The following is a 17,610-nucleotide window of genomic DNA, read 5'->3' as shown; positions in this document are numbered from 1 at the left end:
CACTCCTGATCTCCTCCTCTTCTATTCCTCGGGTTAAATTAGTCCCAGGCTATCCGTATTATCCAAGGCCAAAAAATCAGATCCACTGCGAATATTCTGATTAACACTAGATTCCAAATTCTCCTCTGTCGGCGTTGCAAACAGATCCGCCAAACCCGTCGCAAATAGATTATTAGTCGCTGTAATATCCTCAGTTTCCTCACTCGTATTATCTTCCACGGGGGGACGTTCAATAGAAATCGGTTGTCCAGAAATATCCACAAAATCTGCCCCGGTGAAAGTAGAGGCGGACGCTCCCGATAAAATGGCAATAATTCTTTCTGTATCTCTAAGCAAGATAGCGGTACTAGAGGTAAGACTATTATCTGGACCAACATTTGTAATATTTTTAAAGTCCAAATCCCCGAATTCCAAGCCCTTATCTAAAGCTAAGAAATCCTCTTGCGGGTTGTAGTCAGTAATCAAATCTACCCCAGCATTTGATTGCAACACAAAATAGTCTGACCCGGTGCTACCCGTCAAGCTATCCGCACCTAAATCCCCAAACAGCCAATCACTTCCTGCACCTCCAAAAAAACTGTCATCCCCACGTCCACCATAGAGGGTATCTTCACCTTCTCCCCCCTCTAAGGTATCGGTACCGATGTTGCCATTTAAGATATCATTTCCTAAATCCCCAAATAGCTGGTCATTCCCCTCTTCTCCAAACAGGTTATCGTCATCCCGTCCACCATAGAGGGTTTCGTCTCCCAGTCCTCCTAGGATCAGATCATCCCCTTTATTCCCAAATAAGACGTCATCGCCTATTTCTCCAAATAGCGTATCATCCCCAGTGTCCCCGAGGAGGGTGTCGTTATCATCCCCACCCTGCAAAAGATCATTTCCATCGCCCCCGTAGAGGATATCTCGTCCCGCCTCACCTAATAGCAGATCGTTTCCAGATTCCCCAAATAGGTTGTCATTGTCTAAGTTTCCAAAGAGGGTGTCATTTCCCGTGCCGCTATAAATGACGTCATCTCCTTGACCCCCAAACAGGAAGTCATCCCCTTCCTTGCCACTGATGATATCCGCCCCCTGGTTACCGTTGATGGTATTATTTCCTGAGCTTCCGTCGATTGTGTCTTCACCTTTTAAGCCCAAAATTGAATCCGATTCAACGGTTCCCAAGATGAGGTCAGCCTGCTCTGTGCCAATTATAATAGCCATATTCGATTACGGGTTTCCTGAATTTACAAGAGAATAAAACAGACTCAATTATTTTAGCAGTTTTAAGGATTGCTCCCAGTAAACCAGTCCCCGAAAAATTACCAAATATTTACATTGGGTCAAGTGCCTTCGGTCTAGTATTGATTTACCCGATCGCTGTGAACCAGGCGATTGTGTCGATTCATTAACTTTTGGCCTAAAATATCTCACAAATCTCTCCTTTAAAGGGACGAACTTTCACTGACTAATCTGTTTAAACCTGTTTTATCTCTCAAGTTTTTTGATAAAATCTTAAACGCTTAGGACAGAGATCAGTCGGTAACCACCGAGTGCAAAACCTGATGAGTCAATCTATCTTTTGCGCTGATTCTCTGAGGGTCGATTAGGATCCTGGCTAAGTTGATATTTCTTTAACAATTATTGTGGTTTGAGGCACATATTTATGAGCTCTGCGCCTATCTCTCTCCCCGTGAATGGTAGCCCGATTAAGTTTGGTACCGATGGTTGGCGCGGTGTGATTGCCGCTGATTTTACTTTTGAGCGGGTGGTCCGGGTGGCGGCGATCGCCGCCCAGATTTTAGAGGAAGTTTATGGACCCGCCACGGGAAGCCGAACGATTATCGTGGGGTTCGATCGCCGTTTTATGGCGGAAACCTTTGCCCAAGCTGCGGCTGAGTCTATCCAATCTGTGGGGTTTGACGTGATGCTGTCAGAATCCTACGCCCCTACCCCCGCCTTTAGTTGGTTAGCCAACCAACGCAAGGCCCTCGGTGCCATTGTCTTGACTGCTTCCCATAATCCGGCAGCCTACCTGGGCTTAAAAGTCAAGGGCGCATTTGGAGGTTCAGTTCCTCCGGAAGTCACCCACCGGATTGAAGCGCAACTGGCACAGGAAAACCCGGTAGGGTCTGCTTCCCCAGGGAAGTTAGAGAAGTTCAATATCTGGCCGAGTTACTGCGAAATGCTGCGCTCAATGGTGGATATTGCCCGGATTAAAGAGGCCGTCGCCCAAGGTCAACTCACGGTGTTTGTGGATGCGATGCATGGGGCGGGAGCTACGGGATTGGGTAAAATCCTGGAGGTCCCGGTGCAGGAAATCAATAGCGATCGCGACCCCCTCTTTGATGGCGGTGCCCCAGAACCCCTGCCGCGCTACCTCTCCTCCCTCTTCCGACTCATGCGAACTCACCGGCGATCGGTCAATCCCGGGTTATCGGTCGGATTTGTCTTCGATGGCGATGCCGATCGCATTGCTGCGGTTGATGGTGATGGCACTTTCCTCAGTTCCCAAATCTTGATCCCCGTCTTAATCGAACATCTCGCTAAACGGCGCGGATTTATGGGGGCCGTCATCAAAACGGTCAGTGGTTCGGACCTGATTCCCCGGGTAGCCAAATTGTACGATAGACCTCTGATGGAAACGGCGATTGGCTTCAAATATATCGCCGATCGGATGCTAGAAAATCGCGTCTTGATTGGCGGCGAAGAGTCGGGCGGTATTGGATATGGCACTCATGTCCCAGAACGGGATGCCTTGCTCTCTTCTTTGTACCTCCTAGAGGCGATCGTTCACTCCGGCTTAGAACTAGGCACTCTGTATCGTCGGGCTCAGGACCAAGCGGACTACCACTTTAGCTACGATCGCATCGATTTACCCTTAAGCAGTATGGCCGTGGCCGATCGCCTGCGGGAACAACTCAAAACCACCACATTGAAGGAAATCGCCGGTCAATCTGTGGTGGATTGTCTGACTATTGATGGCTACAAATTCCGCTTAAGCGATGGCAGTTGGTTGCTGATTCGGTTTAGCGGCACTGAACCCGTTTTGAGGCTGTATTGTGAAGCTCCCAACCTAGCCCAAGTCCGTGATACCTTAGCCTGGGCCAAACAATGGGCCGAGGGGGTTTAGCGGGTCATTTTCCCGTTGTTTTCCGCTCCTTCTGAACCGTTGATACAGAATCCCTTTTCCTACTATGACTTTAGAATCCGAACCTGAAATGCAAAAAACCCTGGTGGTTGCCACCAGCAATCCCGGTAAGCTCGACGAAATGGAGGCTTATTTGGGAGAGTTGGGCTGGGAATTGCAGCTTAAACCCCCAGAAATCGATGTTGAGGAGACCGGCGAGACCTTTATGGAAAATGCAGTGCTTAAGGCGTCGGAGGTGGCGATCGCAACGGGACAATGGGCGATCGCCGATGATTCGGGGTTGGCTGTGGATGCTCTCGATGGTAGTCCCGGGATTTTTTCCGCTCGCTATGGTGCAACGGATCAGGAGCGGATTGATCGCCTGCTATTTGAGTTAGGGAGTGAATTGAATCGCGAGGCGCAGTTTGTCTGTGCCATTGCGATCGCCCGTCCCGATGGTTCTATTGCCTTACAAGCGGAAGGGATTTGTCCGGGTCGGATCCTCCATCGTCCCCGGGGAAATAACGGCTTTGGTTACGACCCTATTTTTTACCACCCCGAACAGCGTCAGTCCTTTGCGGAAATGGACCCCGAGACTAAAAAACGTCTGAGTCATCGGGGTGAAGCCTTTAAGATTCTCTTGCCTCAATTGGCTACCTTAGATTTTTCCTAAAAAATCCCTCTCCAACCTAAGTTGGAGAGGGATTTGAGGAGAACGGAGAATGAGGAATTGAGGATCCATTAAATCAGTCTCAATTCAGGAGTCTTTATTCTGTCTCAGGGTTCTAAATGGCTTCCAGGTTCTTTTCTCCGGTGCGAATCCGGACGATTTCATCTACGGAAGAGATGAAAATTTTACCGTCCCCAATTTCGCCAGTTCTAGCGGCAGCAACAACTTTGTCCACCACGAGATCCACCATGTCGTCATCAACGACAATCTCCACTTTGAGTTTTTGTAAAAATTCTACCGTGTACTCAGAACCGCGATACCGTTCAGTTTGACCTTTTTGCCGTCCGAAGCCTCGGACTTCTGAAACAGTCATCCCTACTACGCCTGCGTTAACTAAGGCGATTTTTACTTCGTCGAGTTTAAATGGCCGAATAATGGCTTCTACCTTTTTCAAGCTTCTGACTCCTCACGCTGTTGAACTGCTGATTGCGTAACCTGCATCGTACCTTAGTATCACCGCCCTGTCCTGGGTTTTTGTAGCTTTTGATACAGAAATTCTCGATTGAGGTGCCAGTTAGGGTAGGATCCGGGAAAATTGCGGGGGTCAATCAATCCCATTGAGCCCAGCTAATAGCCCTCGGATTGGCGATCGCCCCAGAAGAAAGCCTAGACTTGAGGGGCTTGAAATTCAAACCCATGTGCATCGGCATATCGGTGCAAAAATCTCATCACCCGTTCCCAAGCTTCATCAGAAGTCACCTCAAACGAACATTCAGCTTGAGACAGATTATCATCATCAACAAATTGAAATTTCATGCCATTGGGAATGACTTGAATTTCCCCTTCTTCATCAGACAAATTTAAGGTTTCTATTTTATTGATAAAGCTTCGGCCTTTTTCCATCGCTTGGACCCGTTCAAACAGTAATACTACTGTTTTCGTTCCTGAGTTTCGGCCTTTTCGCAGACTAATTCCGCCGAGTTCCTCATCTAAACCCTTGATAAATTGTACGGAGACACTCACGAGTCGCACCCGTCTAAACGTCTTTCTTATCGTAGCATTTTTTCCGAGGGGCGATCGCGCTTAATCTTTACCGGGTCAAGGGTTTAACTTCTCTGATTCAGCCTACACCAACCCTTGACCGTCAAGGGGACCGAGTAAGGGCTACAGCCTAGGGATGAGATCTCTAGGACAGAATGCTAAACCAAGGTCCTAGGGAAGAATTATAAAATGCTCAGCAAAAATTGCCCTCAATACTCACTCCAGGAGAGGGAGATTCATCAAAATTTTTGCCCTTTGAAGATTCTGGAGTCTGGGAGAATCAATTAAGAGATGAAAAACCAAAGGATGCTGACAGGTTGAGGAACTGTTCTCAGCGGACAACATCCGAATATAAAATCGGATAAAACGAATAAAAGAAAAAGATACCGTACTCACTGCTTAAAGTCAGAAGCAGGTTTTTTTATAAGGGGGTGGGAGTTCAATCGATAAGCTGGAGCCATCCCCGGCGGACATTATAAAGCACTCGGTCAATAATGGCTTGTTCATCTTCGCTCAAGCAATCTTTTAGCAGCGCGGCTTTAAGCTGTTGGCGATCGGCACGAGTCACCACATTAGAAAACATGACTTGACCGTATAATTCTTCCAGCGGGACTTGAGACATGGCTGCGGTTAGTTCCATTGTTCTACGGAAACCTATAATTTCCACTGAAAATCGGTAGGATCGATATGATATAGATCTTAGCGATTCTGCTTTTCTACGATGCGATCGCATCCAGGGTATGGGTGTGATCTAGATCGCGACTCCCGAGGATCTCCATCATTGAAATAGACCAGAAAACCGTATATTGAAAAAACGGCTAGGGAAGACAAGTCCCCAGTTGCCACAGACGCCTCATTTCGGGTCTCCCGATCAAAGCAAGGTGGGACCCCACTCTAACTCCCATTCCCAAGGGGACTGGAGTCGGAGTCTGACTCTGTATTTTTACCTCTGAGGTCACCCAATTGTCTACACTGAATACCAGCACCTAATTCTCTGGTTCAAGCTCACCTACCGAGTTTCTATGATTGACAGGAGCAAAGTTTGCGGTCTACTCGGCGTTTTTGGTCCCTCCAGGGCAATCAAGCGCTAATAATAACAGGCAGAAGGGGATATGTTTAATACCACGGAAATCTTGATTGATGACTTCGTGCGCCAGCTTAAAGCAGGCTATGCCCGGACATACGGGGGTTTGAAACCAGACTATGCGGATATTATCGGGTGGGCGGGCCACATGGCCCTAGAGAACCTAGCCAATACCGATGCTTTGTACCACAATATCGAACACACCATTAACATCACGTTAGTGGGACAAGAGATCTTGCGGGGGAAACACATCCGTGAGGGGGGCGTTTCCTGTGAAGATTGGCTGCACTTTATCATTTCTCTCGTCTGCCACGATATCGGCTATGTCAAAGGGGTTTGCAAACAGGATCAAACCGCTGCCGGAATCTATGCCACGGGTTGCAATGGCGAAACGGTGACTCTACCGGAAGGGGCGACCTCTGCGAGTTTGACACCCTATCGAGTTGATCGCGATAAGCTATTTATTCAAGAGCGCTTTGGCGGCCATAAACTGATTGATGCTGAAGCCCTCAAGCGGAATATCGAACTAACGCGGTTTCCCATGCCGATGGTTGAGGATTCTCAGGAAAATGGCACTTATCCGGGACTGGTGCGGGCGGCGGCCCTAGTCGGCCAACTCAGCGATCCTAGATATTTGAAAAAGATTAGTGCGCTGTTCTATGAATTTGAAGAAATTGGCATGAACGCAAAGCTGGGGTATGAAAACCCTGGGGATCTGCGGGCCAAATATCCTCGGGTTTATTGGGAAAGCGTTTATCCTTACATTCAGGAGGCCCTCCCTTACTTAGGGCTGACCCAACAGGGACAACAGGTTTTAGCGAATCTGTATGCCAATGTGTTTGTAATCGAGCATGAAAATTTTCATTCATGAGGACCCAGGGGGAAAACTGGGTAGGGTATGAAAATTTTTTACCCCAGAAAGCCGCAAACGACTCGCGGTGCGATCGCAGAGTCAAGATTATGGCTTAAAATGGAAAGGTTGTCAAAAATTTGAGTCATTCAGGTTATGGCGGTTCCCAAGAAGAAAACCTCGAAATCCAAGCGCGATAAACGTAAAGCAACTTGGAAGAACAAAGCAGCTTTACAAGCTCAAAAAGCCCTGTCCCTCGGCAAGTCGGTATTGACCGGACGTTCTACGGGTTTTGTCTATCCTTCTGACGAAGATAACGAGGACGAAGAATCCTAACGGTTGGGGTTCATTGATGGTCAAGACGCGGGCGATCGCGTCTTGCTATCCGTTCCAGGCAAAAATCAAGCATGAAGCATTGTCATTTGTCAAGTGCTTGATGCTTAATTTTTTAGGAGGCTGAGGTTTCAGTTTTGGCAGCAGGTAAAATGATCATCGCGTCCCCAAAGGAATAAAAGCGATACTCCTGAGCGATCGCCTCCTGATACAATCCCAACAGGCGATCGCGCCCCACTAATGCACTCACCAACATCAGCAAACTCGATTTCGGTAGATGAAAATTGGTAATCAATCCATCGACGACGCGCCACTGATATCCCGGATAGATAAATAAATCGGTCTTGCCACAAAACGGCTGCAATTCCCCGGTAACCGCTGCACCTTCAAGCGATCGCACTCCCGTTGTTCCCACCGCAATCACTCGACCCCCCCGCGCTTTGGTTTCGCGGATTTTTTTCACCGTTTCCTCCGGCACTTGCACCCATTCTTCATGCATTTGATGGCGGGTAACATCTTCAACCTCCACCGGGCGAAAGGTTCCCACGCCGACGTGCAAGGTGACAAAAGCGCGATGAATTCCCTTGGCTTCCAGGCGATCGAGCAATTCTTCCGTAAAGTGCAACCCCGCCGTAGGTGCGGCTGCGGATCCAGACTGTTCCGCATAAACCGTTTGATACTGGTCCGGTGAAGCAACCGATTGAGTAATATAAGGCGGTAACGGCACCTGTCCATAGGACTCTAGCAACTCTCGCACTGACTCTCCCGGTGCCGCTTCAAATTGCAAGATTCTCCCCCCCGTCGCGTCATCGGTGGCTAAAACCGTGGCCCATAAGGTGGAGTTTGATAGAGGTTCGCCCGCTGGAGGGTTTGGCGCAGGAAACCGAATCAGCGCCCCCGGTTTTAACCGCCGTCCCGGTTTGACTAATCCTAACCACTGGTTCTCCTTTTGTTCTTCTAATAGCAGAACCTCAACAGGTGCACCTGTGGATTTAGAGCCGTAGAGTCTAGCAGGCATTACCCGAGTATTGTTGAGAACCAGTAAGTCACCGGGTTCTAGGAGTTTGGGGAGGTCGCGGAATCTCCGATGCTGGTGAGTGGTGGGGGAATCCACCACCAGCAAACGAGAATGATCCCGAGGGGTCACCGGATTCTGAGCGATACGGTCTTCCGGCAGGTGGTAGTCATATCCGGATAGGGTGCGATCGCCCCCCGTATTACTGTGGCTGGGGCCGTTGAGGGCGGTGACCGGGGAGATTAGGGTCTCAGAATCGATTTTGTTAGGGAACATACTTGTCATCCCAAAAAGGGATTTATTCGGTTTAATCTGTGCTAAGATAGAAAATTATAATGTAAGGTTTAGCTAATTAAACTTTTTTTAAAAATCGGCTAAATTTAAAGACGAAGGGAGTGAAGGGTTGAGGGAAACCTGGCGATAAATACCTAGGATAGTTTAAGAAATGTTTAAAGAAAGGTAATTTCTCAGTAGGTGTAAAAACTTGGGTAGACTTCCCCATATCATCAGAGGGATCTTACCCATGTTAGAAAAACCAGGCGATCGCCACAATAGAAGGTGGAGCTTTGATGGTGACGGGATCAAAGGATCACGAGGTCAGGGGTAAATTAGATCAAAGCAGATCAACCCCTCACAAAGTTGGCAAAATCTTCCGATTTTCCCCACCGAATACCTCCTCTAAAGTCTCATCTCTCAGAAGTTCAATTCTTCCCGACTTCAGTTGAGTCTCGTTTAAATTCCATGAGAACGCACAGCATCTGGATTCCTTTCCTAGCACTGGCCTGAACTCATGTAGCCATATTTTACCTGGCGCTACAAAGTCCAAAAGCTAGAGTGATTAAAGCTTTGCTAGGGATGGGGAGAGCTAGGTTCCTGAGCCAACAAGCAATCAACTAACCCACAGGACAAACCAGATGACTCATTATTGTCCAAGAATACGGAAATTGGTGAAGATGGATTACCTCTATCACCTGGCAAATGCCAGTCTAACCCTAAGAGTTGCGGAATATCTTAACACAAGCGGGAACCTGCCGGTGCGTTTCCTCACCGTGATTCATCAAATTGATGGATGGATTGTGCGGGTGAAAATGAATCACCCCCTCAAAGCGCACCAGGATGGGGATTTTCGAGCCTTTATGAATGAACTCGGAATCCCGGGTCAACCTAGTATCCGCTTGCAAATGGCCTTATGGGCATTGGAAAACGAACAGTCTCCGATTGAGGTGATGCGTCGTTATCAGATTGCCGTCGTCTCTCACGGTCATCCTGATTTGAGTGAAATTGAGGAGTTTCGTGAACAATTTGTGCAAGGGTTGGGATATTGTCCGGAAACTTTAGCATAATCCGGGCCAATTCCCACAACCGAAGTCTCGTCACCGGGAAATATTAGGGTGTTTTGATATTTAGGCATCGAACGCTCCACAAATATAATCATGCAGGGTAAAGCAATAATCTCCAATGGGTTGGGGTTGACCGAGGCAGACGGGATTCCGTGGCGGTGAGGGTTGACTGGCGCGATCGCCTGGGAGGTTAACCCCCAACTGAGGCGATCGCCTCTGCCGCTGATATTGGACCAACGCCACATCAAACCGGCAGGGAAACTCCGCTAACTCCGGATGTTCCGCTAAAAATAACTCGGCGGTTTGGATCAGTTTGGCTTGCTTCCCGGACGAAATTGCCAGGAGACCCCCAGCATCCCAACTCCTTGGCGATCGCGTTTTGACCTCCACAAAAGTCACCAGACCCCCCTCACTCCGGACCCAATCCGGGGTAATATCTCCCTTGACAAACGAGCTACTTTGTGTTGTATAACCCGACTGCCAAGCAATCACATCAATTTCCCCCCAGCGACAGCGCCAACGCTGCGCCCAAATCTCCCACCCCGTATCCAGTAACCATTGGGCCACCAACGCCTCACCCCACAAACCGGGGTTTTGACTCGGATCAGCCGGGATACTGCACCACAGGGGAGAAGAAGCAGACATCAGACAACTCCAGGGTTACGCTTGCTGGTAAAATAACAACGAATACTTGAATTTTCTTTCTTAGTAAAACTTATTCCTCCCATTGCCCAGGAGTCACTTTTGGATCGACGAAACGAACGTATGAAAAATTGGTTTTGTAATTGGGGTTGGACTCGGGTCATGAGTCTGGTTATTTCCGTACTGGTTTGGATCTCAGCAGTCGGAACCGTCGCCACCCTGACCACAGCTTATCCTCCCGACGCTCTCGCCCAAAACTATAACAAAGAAAACCTCCTCGGTGCCGATTTTTCTGGGCGTGACCTTACCCAAGCCAGCTTTAACCACGCTAACCTCCGGAAAAGTAACCTCAGTCATGCCAACTTGCAAGGGGCCAGCTTATTTGCCGCGCACCTCGAAGAGGCCAATTTAGAAGGCGCAAACCTGAGTAACACCACCTTAGATACCGCCCGGTTTATCAAAGCTAACCTCAAAAATGCCATCCTCGAAGGGTCTTTTGCCTTTAGTGCTAAATTTAACGGGGCCAACATCGAAGGTGCAGATTTTACCGATGTCTTTCTACGCGATGATGCCAATGAAATCCTCTGCCAACTCGCGACGGGGACCAATCCGGTGACGGGACGCAACACCCGGGATACCCTTTATTGCGATTAATTGATTGCAATTAAAGCGGGTTGGGGAAAGGGATGGACAAGGACGGGCAATTCCAGGGGGGCGATCGCCCGTTTTTGCTTCTCCCAGGAGGTCGTTTCACCTCCTCCAGTTCTACTGCCTCTAACCCCAGACTCAAGCAACTTCTCTCTCAAGATAGATGTCCGGTCTTTTGAGATTCAGATAAAGTAAAAACATAGAAAATCAAAATAACACAGACCTCAAAGGTCTTTTTAACAAGTCAATATAACAGGCAGTCCTGTCAGAAGAACTCTGGCAGGACTGTTGCCTTAAAAGCCCCTCTTTCCCTGAGATTGGGGGGGATGAATTGGGAATGATGAAAGCGGTTTATTTCAGAACTGAGGAGAGGATTGCACTCAGAAACCTGGGTGTTTTAAGCTTCGCGAGTGCGGGCTAAATATTGTCCGACTTGGAGACGAACATCTTTGAGTTCGAGAATAACCGATCGCGTAATTAACTTACCGGATTCCACCACAACTTGACCTGTGATGGGATGTAATAAATCTTGTTCCGTGCGCCGCCCGATGAGGGCCTCGATATCTTCAATCGCATCGAGATACATCCCCGTCGGAACTTCGACGACGACCCCTTCTCCAAGAATTCGGGACTGACAGGCGAGGCGGGAATTAGTTTTGGCGGTGGTGATCACCTCTAGGGTCCGTTGTTCTCGGCGTCCCATTGGAGAGACACTCTCCATACCTTGTTTAATAAACACATGGCAAGTGGCACATAATCCTCGCCCTCCACATTCTTTGAGCACGTGGAGATCTTCAGCGAGTAGGGCCGAGAGAATGTTAGCATTGGTCTGAACTTCAGTATCTTGGGCGATTGGTTCTAAACGAACAATTTTGACCATCTTAATTGGGTGATTGGTGGTGGGTTGTGGGATGGATTCCGAGTTACGGTAGATCCGGTTTTAACTGCGGGGATAACGGGCAAGGGGACTGGCCTTTTTTTGATATTAACCCTTGACAATTAAAGATAATTATGCTGCTGAATCGGACAAATTTAAACGTTAATGCACCCTGAAGACTGGCTCAATCTTAATTATTGTGACATTGGCGGTTCCAGTCAGGATATCTGAGACCGGGTGGGAAACGGTCATTTGCGGGCAAAGGGATTTAGGATAGGAAGGGGCAATACCCCCGCAGAGTCTGGATGACTCATCAGAGGACAGAGCGATCGCATGATCAAGACATGATCAACAAGGGAGAGAGGATGGACCGGACTAACCAATCCGATGAGGGGCCGAATCGCGGCTATCTGAGAGGAAGTCGTCCCTCGGGTCCCGCAACACCCACGGAATTGCGGCAACTCCAAAAGCAACTACCCAAATATCGAGTTTTAGCATTAGTTGGGCAGGGGCAATTTGGCAAAGTCTTTTGTGCCATTGAGCGCAAAACCGGCCAATTGGTGGCCCTCAAAGAACTGACTCACCTGCGTTTACCTACCCATAAATTTTTGCGGGAACTGTTGTCCTTACTCACCTTGCAACATCCGCATATTGTCACCTGTCGCGCCTTAGAACAAACCACCACAGCCCGATATTTGGTGATGGACTACTGTGAAGGGGCAACCCTGCGGGAACTCCTAGAAGCCAATGCTTCCCTGAGTTTAGGGGAAGGGATGCAATTAATGTTGGGGATTCTGGCCGGATTAGAATCCGCTCATGAGGCGGGAATCATTCACTGTGATATTAAACCCGAAAATATCCTGTTGAGCGTGAGAAACGGGTCCTGGTTTGCCCGCCTCTCCGATTTTGGCATTGCACGGCGTTTCGGCGAACTCCAAGGGAGTCATCGAGGGGAGAATGATGAAATGGCAGCAGTAGGGGCGACGGCTTATGCCGCCCCCGAAGGCTTTTATGGCTTGTACTCTCGGGGTGCGGATATTTACTCAATGGGGATTTTGCTGTTTGAACTGCTTCTGGGATATCGTCCCTTTAGCGGAAAACCTGGGGACCTAATGTGGGCGCATTTGAATCAGCGCTTGCAGGTTCCCGAACAGGTGCCTTTGCCCTTGCGGGTAATCCTGGAAAAAGCCTTAGCGAAACTGCCAGCGCGTCGGTATGCCAGCGCGGCGCAAATGGCGCAAGGGATAGAGGAAGCGATGAATGAACCAGCGGTAAGACTCTTGAGCGATCGCCCGTTACCCTTGCACGAGTCCCCCTTGCAGAAAAGGCCAGAATCCTCCAGTAGCCAACACTCCCGCACTCCCCTGCCAGTCCCTACCACCGCATTAGTCTCCCAGGATGGCTATCTCTACGCCGCCCATGCAAATCAGGTGAGACTTTGGCATCAATTGGCCCTCCCGCCCCAGGTGGTGGATTTTCCCGATCGCGTCACTGAACTTCTGCCGGTGACGGGGGGCTGCTGGGTGAGCACCGGACGTCGGTTATATTGGCTGGCGATCGCCCAGGGTCAACCCCAACACCAACTCACCTGCGATGGGGAATTTCGGATGGCGATCGACCCAGACTGCCACTGGTTAGCCATTGCCCTTCCGGGACAACTTCACTTTTATTCCCTCGCTACCCTCTTCCCAACCGGGTTTAAAGCCCCGGACCATCATTGCCCAATTCCTGACGATCAGCTACCTCAAATCCTATTTCTCGACTCCAAACATCTCCTGGCAATCCGCTACGATTCCACCCCAAACCAGGGCCGGACCCTGTTTCAGGTTTATACCCGTCGGGGAACCCGGATCGGGTCGGAATCCTTTCAGGGCATTTTAGACCCGGTAATTTTAACCGAACAACCCTATACCCTGGCGGGAATCAGCCGTCACCCCAGACCCGCCCTCTGGCAGATTCAACTTTGGCCCCTGCGGGTGCGTCGGTTACCCTTAGCAACCCTGCCGGTTTGTTTATCGGTCGTCCCTGGGGGTGGGGCGATTGCTGATGAGAAAGGGCAAATTCTCTGGTTTAATAACGATTTAGAGCCAGTTGCTGCGGTGCAAGGACCTGGGTCCCCGATCGCCCTCGCTGCCGCCTTCCATTCCAAAACCCAAATGCCACCGAGTCCCCTGAATTTAGCGATCGCCACCCGGACCGAATTTGGCGGCGCGATCCACTTCTTCCAGATTGATGGAAGGAAACCTCATGAGTGAACCCCAACTCTTAAACCCGGAACATTCCCCCTTTAACCCCTTAAAGGTCCGGCAGACCATTCTCAAGCTGATTCCCTCAAAGACTAGCCCTAAAGGGGCTAAATGTTGCTTAGACCCTGGGGCGATCGCTGCCTGGGAGAACCTCATTGCAAAGGTGGCTGAAATGCGGGGACCCGAAGCCGTCCCGCACTTCGACTCTCCCCCCACTCCGGAAATTCTCACCCCCTACCTCCTCCCCGAAGCTTGTCAGGTCCTCAATGCCTTCAAACAAGCGGCTATTCTCACCCCAGAACCCAACCCCGCCCCAAATACACCCCCAGAAACCCGGTTCATCCCCCTAGAAGACTGGATTCCGGAACTCCTCTGGTACGCCGTCAGCAGTTCTGAAGCCGTGATGCGACTGATTAGCGGGATTCCGGCCCATATTTTCCAACCGGAACAGGGATGGGATGGAGGAATGGTGCGACTGGTGCTTGGATTACGGGGACAGAGTGGGGATTGCCACTGGTTTTTTGACCTTGCCAGCGATCGCCCTTGTCCCTACCCCGGAGAATTAGTCCCCCTCGACTCCAAAACGACCCGAATTCAGTCTGATGCAGTCGCCCCCTTGCGCGAGTCTATTCCCCTGGGCGACTTCCTGTCCCAACTCTGCCAACAACTGCACCTCGCCACCCCAGAACTCGCCCGCTTCCTCCAACCCACTGCGGTGGAATTCCTCGAACCCGGGAGTCCCTGGCAGGTGGGTCAGATTCAACTCACCTTAGAGTTTGAATTTGTCCGGGATCCGGAACTGGAGTTCTTCTCGGAACCCTTTTCAGACCCGGATCACCCCACCTCGGCGAAAATTCGTCCGGTACAACCGCTGGTAGATTATCCAGATTCCTCCAGAACTCCTGGGCCTTCCGGTGGGGGGATTGCCGCTGAGGTTCTTCCTCTCCTCTGGGACTGGCAAGAAAAGAATCATGGCATCCCTAGAAACAACAACCGAGGGGAAGAGTCGGAATTGATTCCCTTATTCGTGGCGATCGCCAGTCGCCTCGCCCTCACCCCTCCCCAACTCCCCCCTCCCCTAGAGATTTCCATCGACGAATTAGCCTCTCAACTGTTGTGGAAGATGCTAGGGTCAGGATTAGAGGCCATGCAATGGATCGCTGGAGTCCATGCCCGTATCCTACAACCCGAACGAGAGTGGGAAGCGGGAATGGTGCGACTGGTGGGAATTTTGACCGTGGAAACCCCGAGATTGTCTTGGGAAATTGATATTGCCACAGGACAGCCTCCCAGTCCAGTCACGCCTTTGGCATCGGGGACCGTGATTCAATCGGACCGGAGTGGATGGTATCCTGAAGCGATCGCCCTGGAACAGTTATCCGCCCGATTATGGGCCGGATTGTCAGGGGTCTCATGGCCTTCAACTCCGGGGAAAATGGCCGGGGAGCCCGTCGAAACCCTCATGGCAGCCCTGTTAGCCGGTGAGGATACCATCGGAGTAGAAATTTGCCCCTCCCAGCAATACTGGCAATCCGGGTGGGCACAGCTAGGCTTGGCGATCGAATTTATTCCCAGTTAACGGATGGAAGTTTACGCTTACGCTTTTTTAAAAATGCCTCCGGTGGAGTTAGAACTCCCCCTGGGAATTAACCAATTGGTGCAACTGGTTCCCGGGAAGCAGATCTGTGCTGTCGTGGAATTCGATGTGGATATTAACCGTTTGCAAGGGGATGATGCGCTGTTGGTTCAGGCGATCGTCGCCCACGATCGCACCTTGGGGGAATTGTTTCAGCAACAGTGCCTGTTACCCCTAAGATTTGGGACTCTATTTCGGTCTGTGCAGGCATTACAAGAGCATTTAGTCACTCGGGAAGCGGAATATTTAGAGAAACTCGATCGCTTTGTGGGTCAAGGGGAGTACATTTTAAAATGCCTTCCCCATCCTGAACCCGAGTTCGAGATTTCTACTGAGGTCCGGGGTAAAGCCTATTTACTGGCGAAAAAACAGCGCTATCAAGCGATTCAAGCCTTTCAAAATCAGCAATCCGCCCAGTGGGACGGGTTGCGCCGCCAAGTCACTCAATGGTATCCCGAGGCGATCGCCTCGGACCTTGAGGATCAGAGTCATCGGATTTTTCTGTTAGCCCATAAGCAGGAAGAACCGCTACTCTATGAACGATTCCAAGAGTGGCAGCAAACCTGTTCCGCCTGGGAGTTACAGTTGGGAGAGGCCCTCCCGCCGTATCATTTCGTTTGATCCGGAATCCAGATCAGCGGCTGCTGGCATCTGTCACCCCCCGCCGGTTACCCCTCCTCAGCGTATTTACTGAAATATTAAAAATTACATCAATCCCTTGCGGGAAGGGGTTGCGATCGATAACACTAGACATAGAAAAGCCATAAAAATTGGGTTGGGGTTCAGAAAGAGGGGGATGCAATGCAAGCTATCAATTCAAAATTACAAGAACTCATTAACGACAACGAAGGGCAGTATCTTAGTCCTGGGGATTTACAAGGGACAAAACGGTATCTGCAAACCTTTGCAGAACGGGTGAAAACTTACGAAATGTTACGGGAGAAGGGAGACCTGCTGGTTCGTCATGCCTTGAAAAAGTTTATGTCTCTCCATCCAGACATTATGCAAAAGCATGGACAGCGCTGTTATTATGATATGACTCAGGTGATGCGATACAGTGCCTTATCCATTCTCAAAGATGACCCGCGCTTCTTTAATGATTCCTTGGTGTTGTGGCAATCTAATATTTTGACCGCCTATCAAAGACAAAATTCTTGTGGGGTAGCCTATCGTTGTCTGAAAGAAACGACTCATGCTCATTTACCCAGTAGTGCGAATCAGTACCTTGATCCTTATATTAATCGGATGATTGAGGCATTAGATATTCCGCCGAAACTCATGGCAAATGTTCAGAAAGCGGCGATCGGCGTCTAAGATTTCCCCAGCAATCTCTGAATTCCAGGGACAAGAGACTCAGTTTAAATCAGTAAGAAACAGCCTCAGTCCGTCATATTTTGGGATTAATTTCCCACTCGGTTTATCCACATAGAGGAGCAGACCATGAGCTTACAAGAACCCGTGACGATGAAGCAGAAAGCCACCGTTGAAGAACGAGAAAGGGTTCTGCGACAAATTTATCATCAAGTTTTAGAACGGCAACCTTATCAGTTTGAGCGCAAAAAGTTAGCGGCGTTAGAGAAAGAATTCATCAAGGGAAAAATAGGGATTCGGCATTTTTTGAAAAGTATAGCCGTCTCTTCCATTTATTTGGAAAGTTTCTATGAGAAAAGTTCCAATGTCAAGTTTATTGAGAATGCGTTTAAGCATTTTTTAGGCCGATCGCCCCATGATGAAGCGGAAATCCGTGAATCTGATTGGGTACTGGTTGAACATGGGGTCGGGGCAATGGTATCCGCCTTGATTGACTCGGATGAATATCGCAAAAGATATGGGTCCTTGACCGTTCCCTATTGGCATCCTCATCGCTATGAATCTCCCAATGATTATTTAGAAAATCGCTGGTTAGGAGAAGAACACGCAGGCGATCGCGGATGGGCGATCCCTACCCTTTATTGGCATGAACTCCATCTCAATTGTACCGGCGGGACTTGTCGGCCCTCTTGGACCCCCTCCTCACGAGTCCGGGAATCTTGAATCGGGAGTCTAATGTCAGCCATTCTTCAAGGGGTGCGAGTTTTCGCACCCCTTTGCGATCCAGGGAGGGTGGCGATCGACC

The 17,610-nt window shown here is 49.7% G+C and carries 19 protein-coding genes; 11 read left to right on the top strand and 8 right to left on the bottom strand.

Features of this window, described 5'->3' with window-relative positions; all coding sequences use genetic code 11:
• Nucleotides 1-33 precede the first annotated feature (33 nt).
• Nucleotides 34-1,206, bottom strand: coding sequence for a calcium-binding protein (locus NG796_RS05095; protein WP_261204830.1), 1,173 nt, complete (start codon nucleotides 1,204-1,206; stop codon nucleotides 34-36).
• 442 nt (nucleotides 1,207-1,648) lie between these two features.
• Between NG796_RS05095 and NG796_RS05090 the strand changes: the two genes are divergently transcribed.
• Together NG796_RS05090 and rdgB are read left to right on the top strand one after the other, a co-directional pair.
• Entirely contained in the window at nucleotides 1,649-3,115 is a 1,467-nt protein-coding gene (locus tag NG796_RS05090) for a phosphoglucomutase/phosphomannomutase family protein (RefSeq protein ID WP_261204829.1), read from the top strand.
• 64 nt (nucleotides 3,116-3,179) lie between these two features.
• A complete protein-coding gene (gene rdgB, locus NG796_RS05085) occupies nucleotides 3,180-3,785 on the top strand; it encodes an RdgB/HAM1 family non-canonical purine NTP pyrophosphatase (RefSeq protein ID WP_261204828.1) in 606 nt (201 codons plus the stop codon).
• A 112-nt stretch (nucleotides 3,786-3,897) separates the two neighbouring features.
• Here rdgB and NG796_RS05080 read toward each other — a convergent pair whose 3' ends face one another.
• The 3 genes from NG796_RS05080 to NG796_RS05070 all read right to left on the bottom strand — a co-directional run bounded on the left by NG796_RS05080 (nucleotide 3,898) and on the right by NG796_RS05070 (nucleotide 5,463).
• Nucleotides 3,898-4,236: a P-II family nitrogen regulator gene (locus NG796_RS05080; protein WP_015151491.1), complete on the bottom strand. Its 339-nt coding sequence runs from the start codon at nucleotides 4,234-4,236 to the stop codon at nucleotides 3,898-3,900.
• Between the two features lie 212 nt (nucleotides 4,237-4,448).
• Entirely contained in the window at nucleotides 4,449-4,805 is a 357-nt protein-coding gene (gene psb28, locus NG796_RS05075; RefSeq protein WP_261204827.1) for a photosystem II reaction center protein Psb28, read from the bottom strand.
• A 457-nt stretch (nucleotides 4,806-5,262) separates the two neighbouring features.
• Complete coding sequence (locus tag NG796_RS05070; protein ID WP_015151489.1) at nucleotides 5,263-5,463, bottom strand: hypothetical protein; 201 nt, start codon at nucleotides 5,461-5,463, stop codon at nucleotides 5,263-5,265.
• Between the two features lie 472 nt (nucleotides 5,464-5,935).
• On the opposite strand from NG796_RS05070, the gene NG796_RS05065 reads away from it, so the two are divergent.
• Together NG796_RS05065 and rpmF are read left to right on the top strand one after the other, a co-directional pair.
• The gene (locus NG796_RS05065) at nucleotides 5,936-6,778 is read left to right on the top strand and encodes an Npun_R2479 family HD domain-containing metalloprotein (protein WP_261204826.1); all 843 of its coding nucleotides are present in this window, start codon (nucleotides 5,936-5,938) and stop codon (nucleotides 6,776-6,778) included.
• Nucleotides 6,779-6,913: 135 nt separating this feature from the next.
• Nucleotides 6,914-7,093 carry a 50S ribosomal protein L32 gene (gene rpmF, locus NG796_RS05060; protein ID WP_261204825.1) on the top strand — a complete coding sequence of 60 codons (180 nt, stop codon included), beginning with the start codon at nucleotides 6,914-6,916 and terminating at the stop codon, nucleotides 7,091-7,093.
• A 112-nt stretch (nucleotides 7,094-7,205) separates the two neighbouring features.
• Here the strand turns inward: rpmF and queA are convergent, their stop codons facing one another.
• Complete coding sequence (queA, locus tag NG796_RS05055; protein ID WP_261204824.1) at nucleotides 7,206-8,381, bottom strand: tRNA preQ1(34) S-adenosylmethionine ribosyltransferase-isomerase QueA; 1,176 nt, start codon at nucleotides 8,379-8,381, stop codon at nucleotides 7,206-7,208.
• 677 nt (nucleotides 8,382-9,058) lie between these two features.
• On the opposite strand from queA, the gene NG796_RS05050 reads away from it, so the two are divergent.
• Nucleotides 9,059-9,448 carry a hypothetical protein gene (locus NG796_RS05050; RefSeq protein ID WP_261204823.1) on the top strand — a complete coding sequence of 130 codons (390 nt, stop codon included), beginning with the start codon at nucleotides 9,059-9,061 and terminating at the stop codon, nucleotides 9,446-9,448.
• Between the two features lie 60 nt (nucleotides 9,449-9,508).
• Here NG796_RS05050 and NG796_RS05045 read toward each other — a convergent pair whose 3' ends face one another.
• Nucleotides 9,509-10,090: a YraN family protein gene (locus NG796_RS05045; protein WP_261204822.1), complete on the bottom strand. Its 582-nt coding sequence runs from the start codon at nucleotides 10,088-10,090 to the stop codon at nucleotides 9,509-9,511.
• 120 nt (nucleotides 10,091-10,210) lie between these two features.
• On the opposite strand from NG796_RS05045, the gene NG796_RS05040 reads away from it, so the two are divergent.
• The gene (locus NG796_RS05040; RefSeq protein ID WP_261204821.1) at nucleotides 10,211-10,741 is read left to right on the top strand and encodes a pentapeptide repeat-containing protein; all 531 of its coding nucleotides are present in this window, start codon (nucleotides 10,211-10,213) and stop codon (nucleotides 10,739-10,741) included.
• Here NG796_RS05040 and NG796_RS05035 read toward each other — a convergent pair.
• Both NG796_RS05035 and NG796_RS05030 read right to left on the bottom strand, forming a co-directional pair.
• Entirely contained in the window at nucleotides 10,738-10,881 is a 144-nt protein-coding gene (locus tag NG796_RS05035; RefSeq protein ID WP_261204820.1) for a hypothetical protein, read from the bottom strand. The two genes, NG796_RS05040 and NG796_RS05035, sit on opposite strands and share 4 nt — an antisense overlap.
• Nucleotides 10,882-11,132: 251 nt before the next feature.
• Nucleotides 11,133-11,615 (bottom strand): 2Fe-2S iron-sulfur cluster-binding protein, encoded by a 483-nt coding sequence (locus NG796_RS05030; protein WP_254565854.1) that lies wholly within the window; start codon nucleotides 11,613-11,615, stop codon nucleotides 11,133-11,135.
• A 362-nt stretch (nucleotides 11,616-11,977) separates the two neighbouring features.
• Here NG796_RS05030 and NG796_RS05025 point away from each other — a divergent pair, with 362 nt between their 5' ends.
• From NG796_RS05025 to NG796_RS05005, 5 genes are all read left to right on the top strand, one after another.
• Nucleotides 11,978-13,867, top strand: a complete 1,890-nt coding sequence (locus NG796_RS05025) for a serine/threonine-protein kinase (protein WP_261204819.1) — start codon at nucleotides 11,978-11,980, stop codon at nucleotides 13,865-13,867.
• Nucleotides 13,860-15,437: a hypothetical protein gene (locus NG796_RS05020; protein WP_261204818.1), complete on the top strand. Its 1,578-nt coding sequence runs from the start codon at nucleotides 13,860-13,862 to the stop codon at nucleotides 15,435-15,437. Before NG796_RS05025 ends, NG796_RS05020 begins: the two co-directional genes overlap by 8 nt.
• A gap of 3 nt (nucleotides 15,438-15,440) precedes the next feature.
• Entirely contained in the window at nucleotides 15,441-16,115 is a 675-nt protein-coding gene (locus NG796_RS05015) for a GvpL/GvpF family gas vesicle protein (protein WP_261204817.1), read from the top strand.
• 180 nt (nucleotides 16,116-16,295) lie between these two features.
• Nucleotides 16,296-16,808, top strand: coding sequence for a phycobilisome protein (locus NG796_RS05010; protein ID WP_261204816.1), 513 nt, complete (start codon nucleotides 16,296-16,298; stop codon nucleotides 16,806-16,808).
• Nucleotides 16,809-16,934: 126 nt separating this feature from the next.
• A complete protein-coding gene (locus NG796_RS05005) occupies nucleotides 16,935-17,528 on the top strand; it encodes a phycobilisome rod-core linker polypeptide (RefSeq protein ID WP_261204815.1) in 594 nt (197 codons plus the stop codon).
• Nucleotides 17,529-17,610 lie beyond the last annotated feature (82 nt).

The organism is Laspinema sp. D2d (assembly GCF_025370755.1).
In the GTDB taxonomy this organism is placed as follows: domain Bacteria; phylum Cyanobacteriota; class Cyanobacteriia; order Cyanobacteriales; family Laspinemataceae; genus Laspinema.
This window is presented reverse-complemented; position numbering and strand designations above follow the sequence as displayed.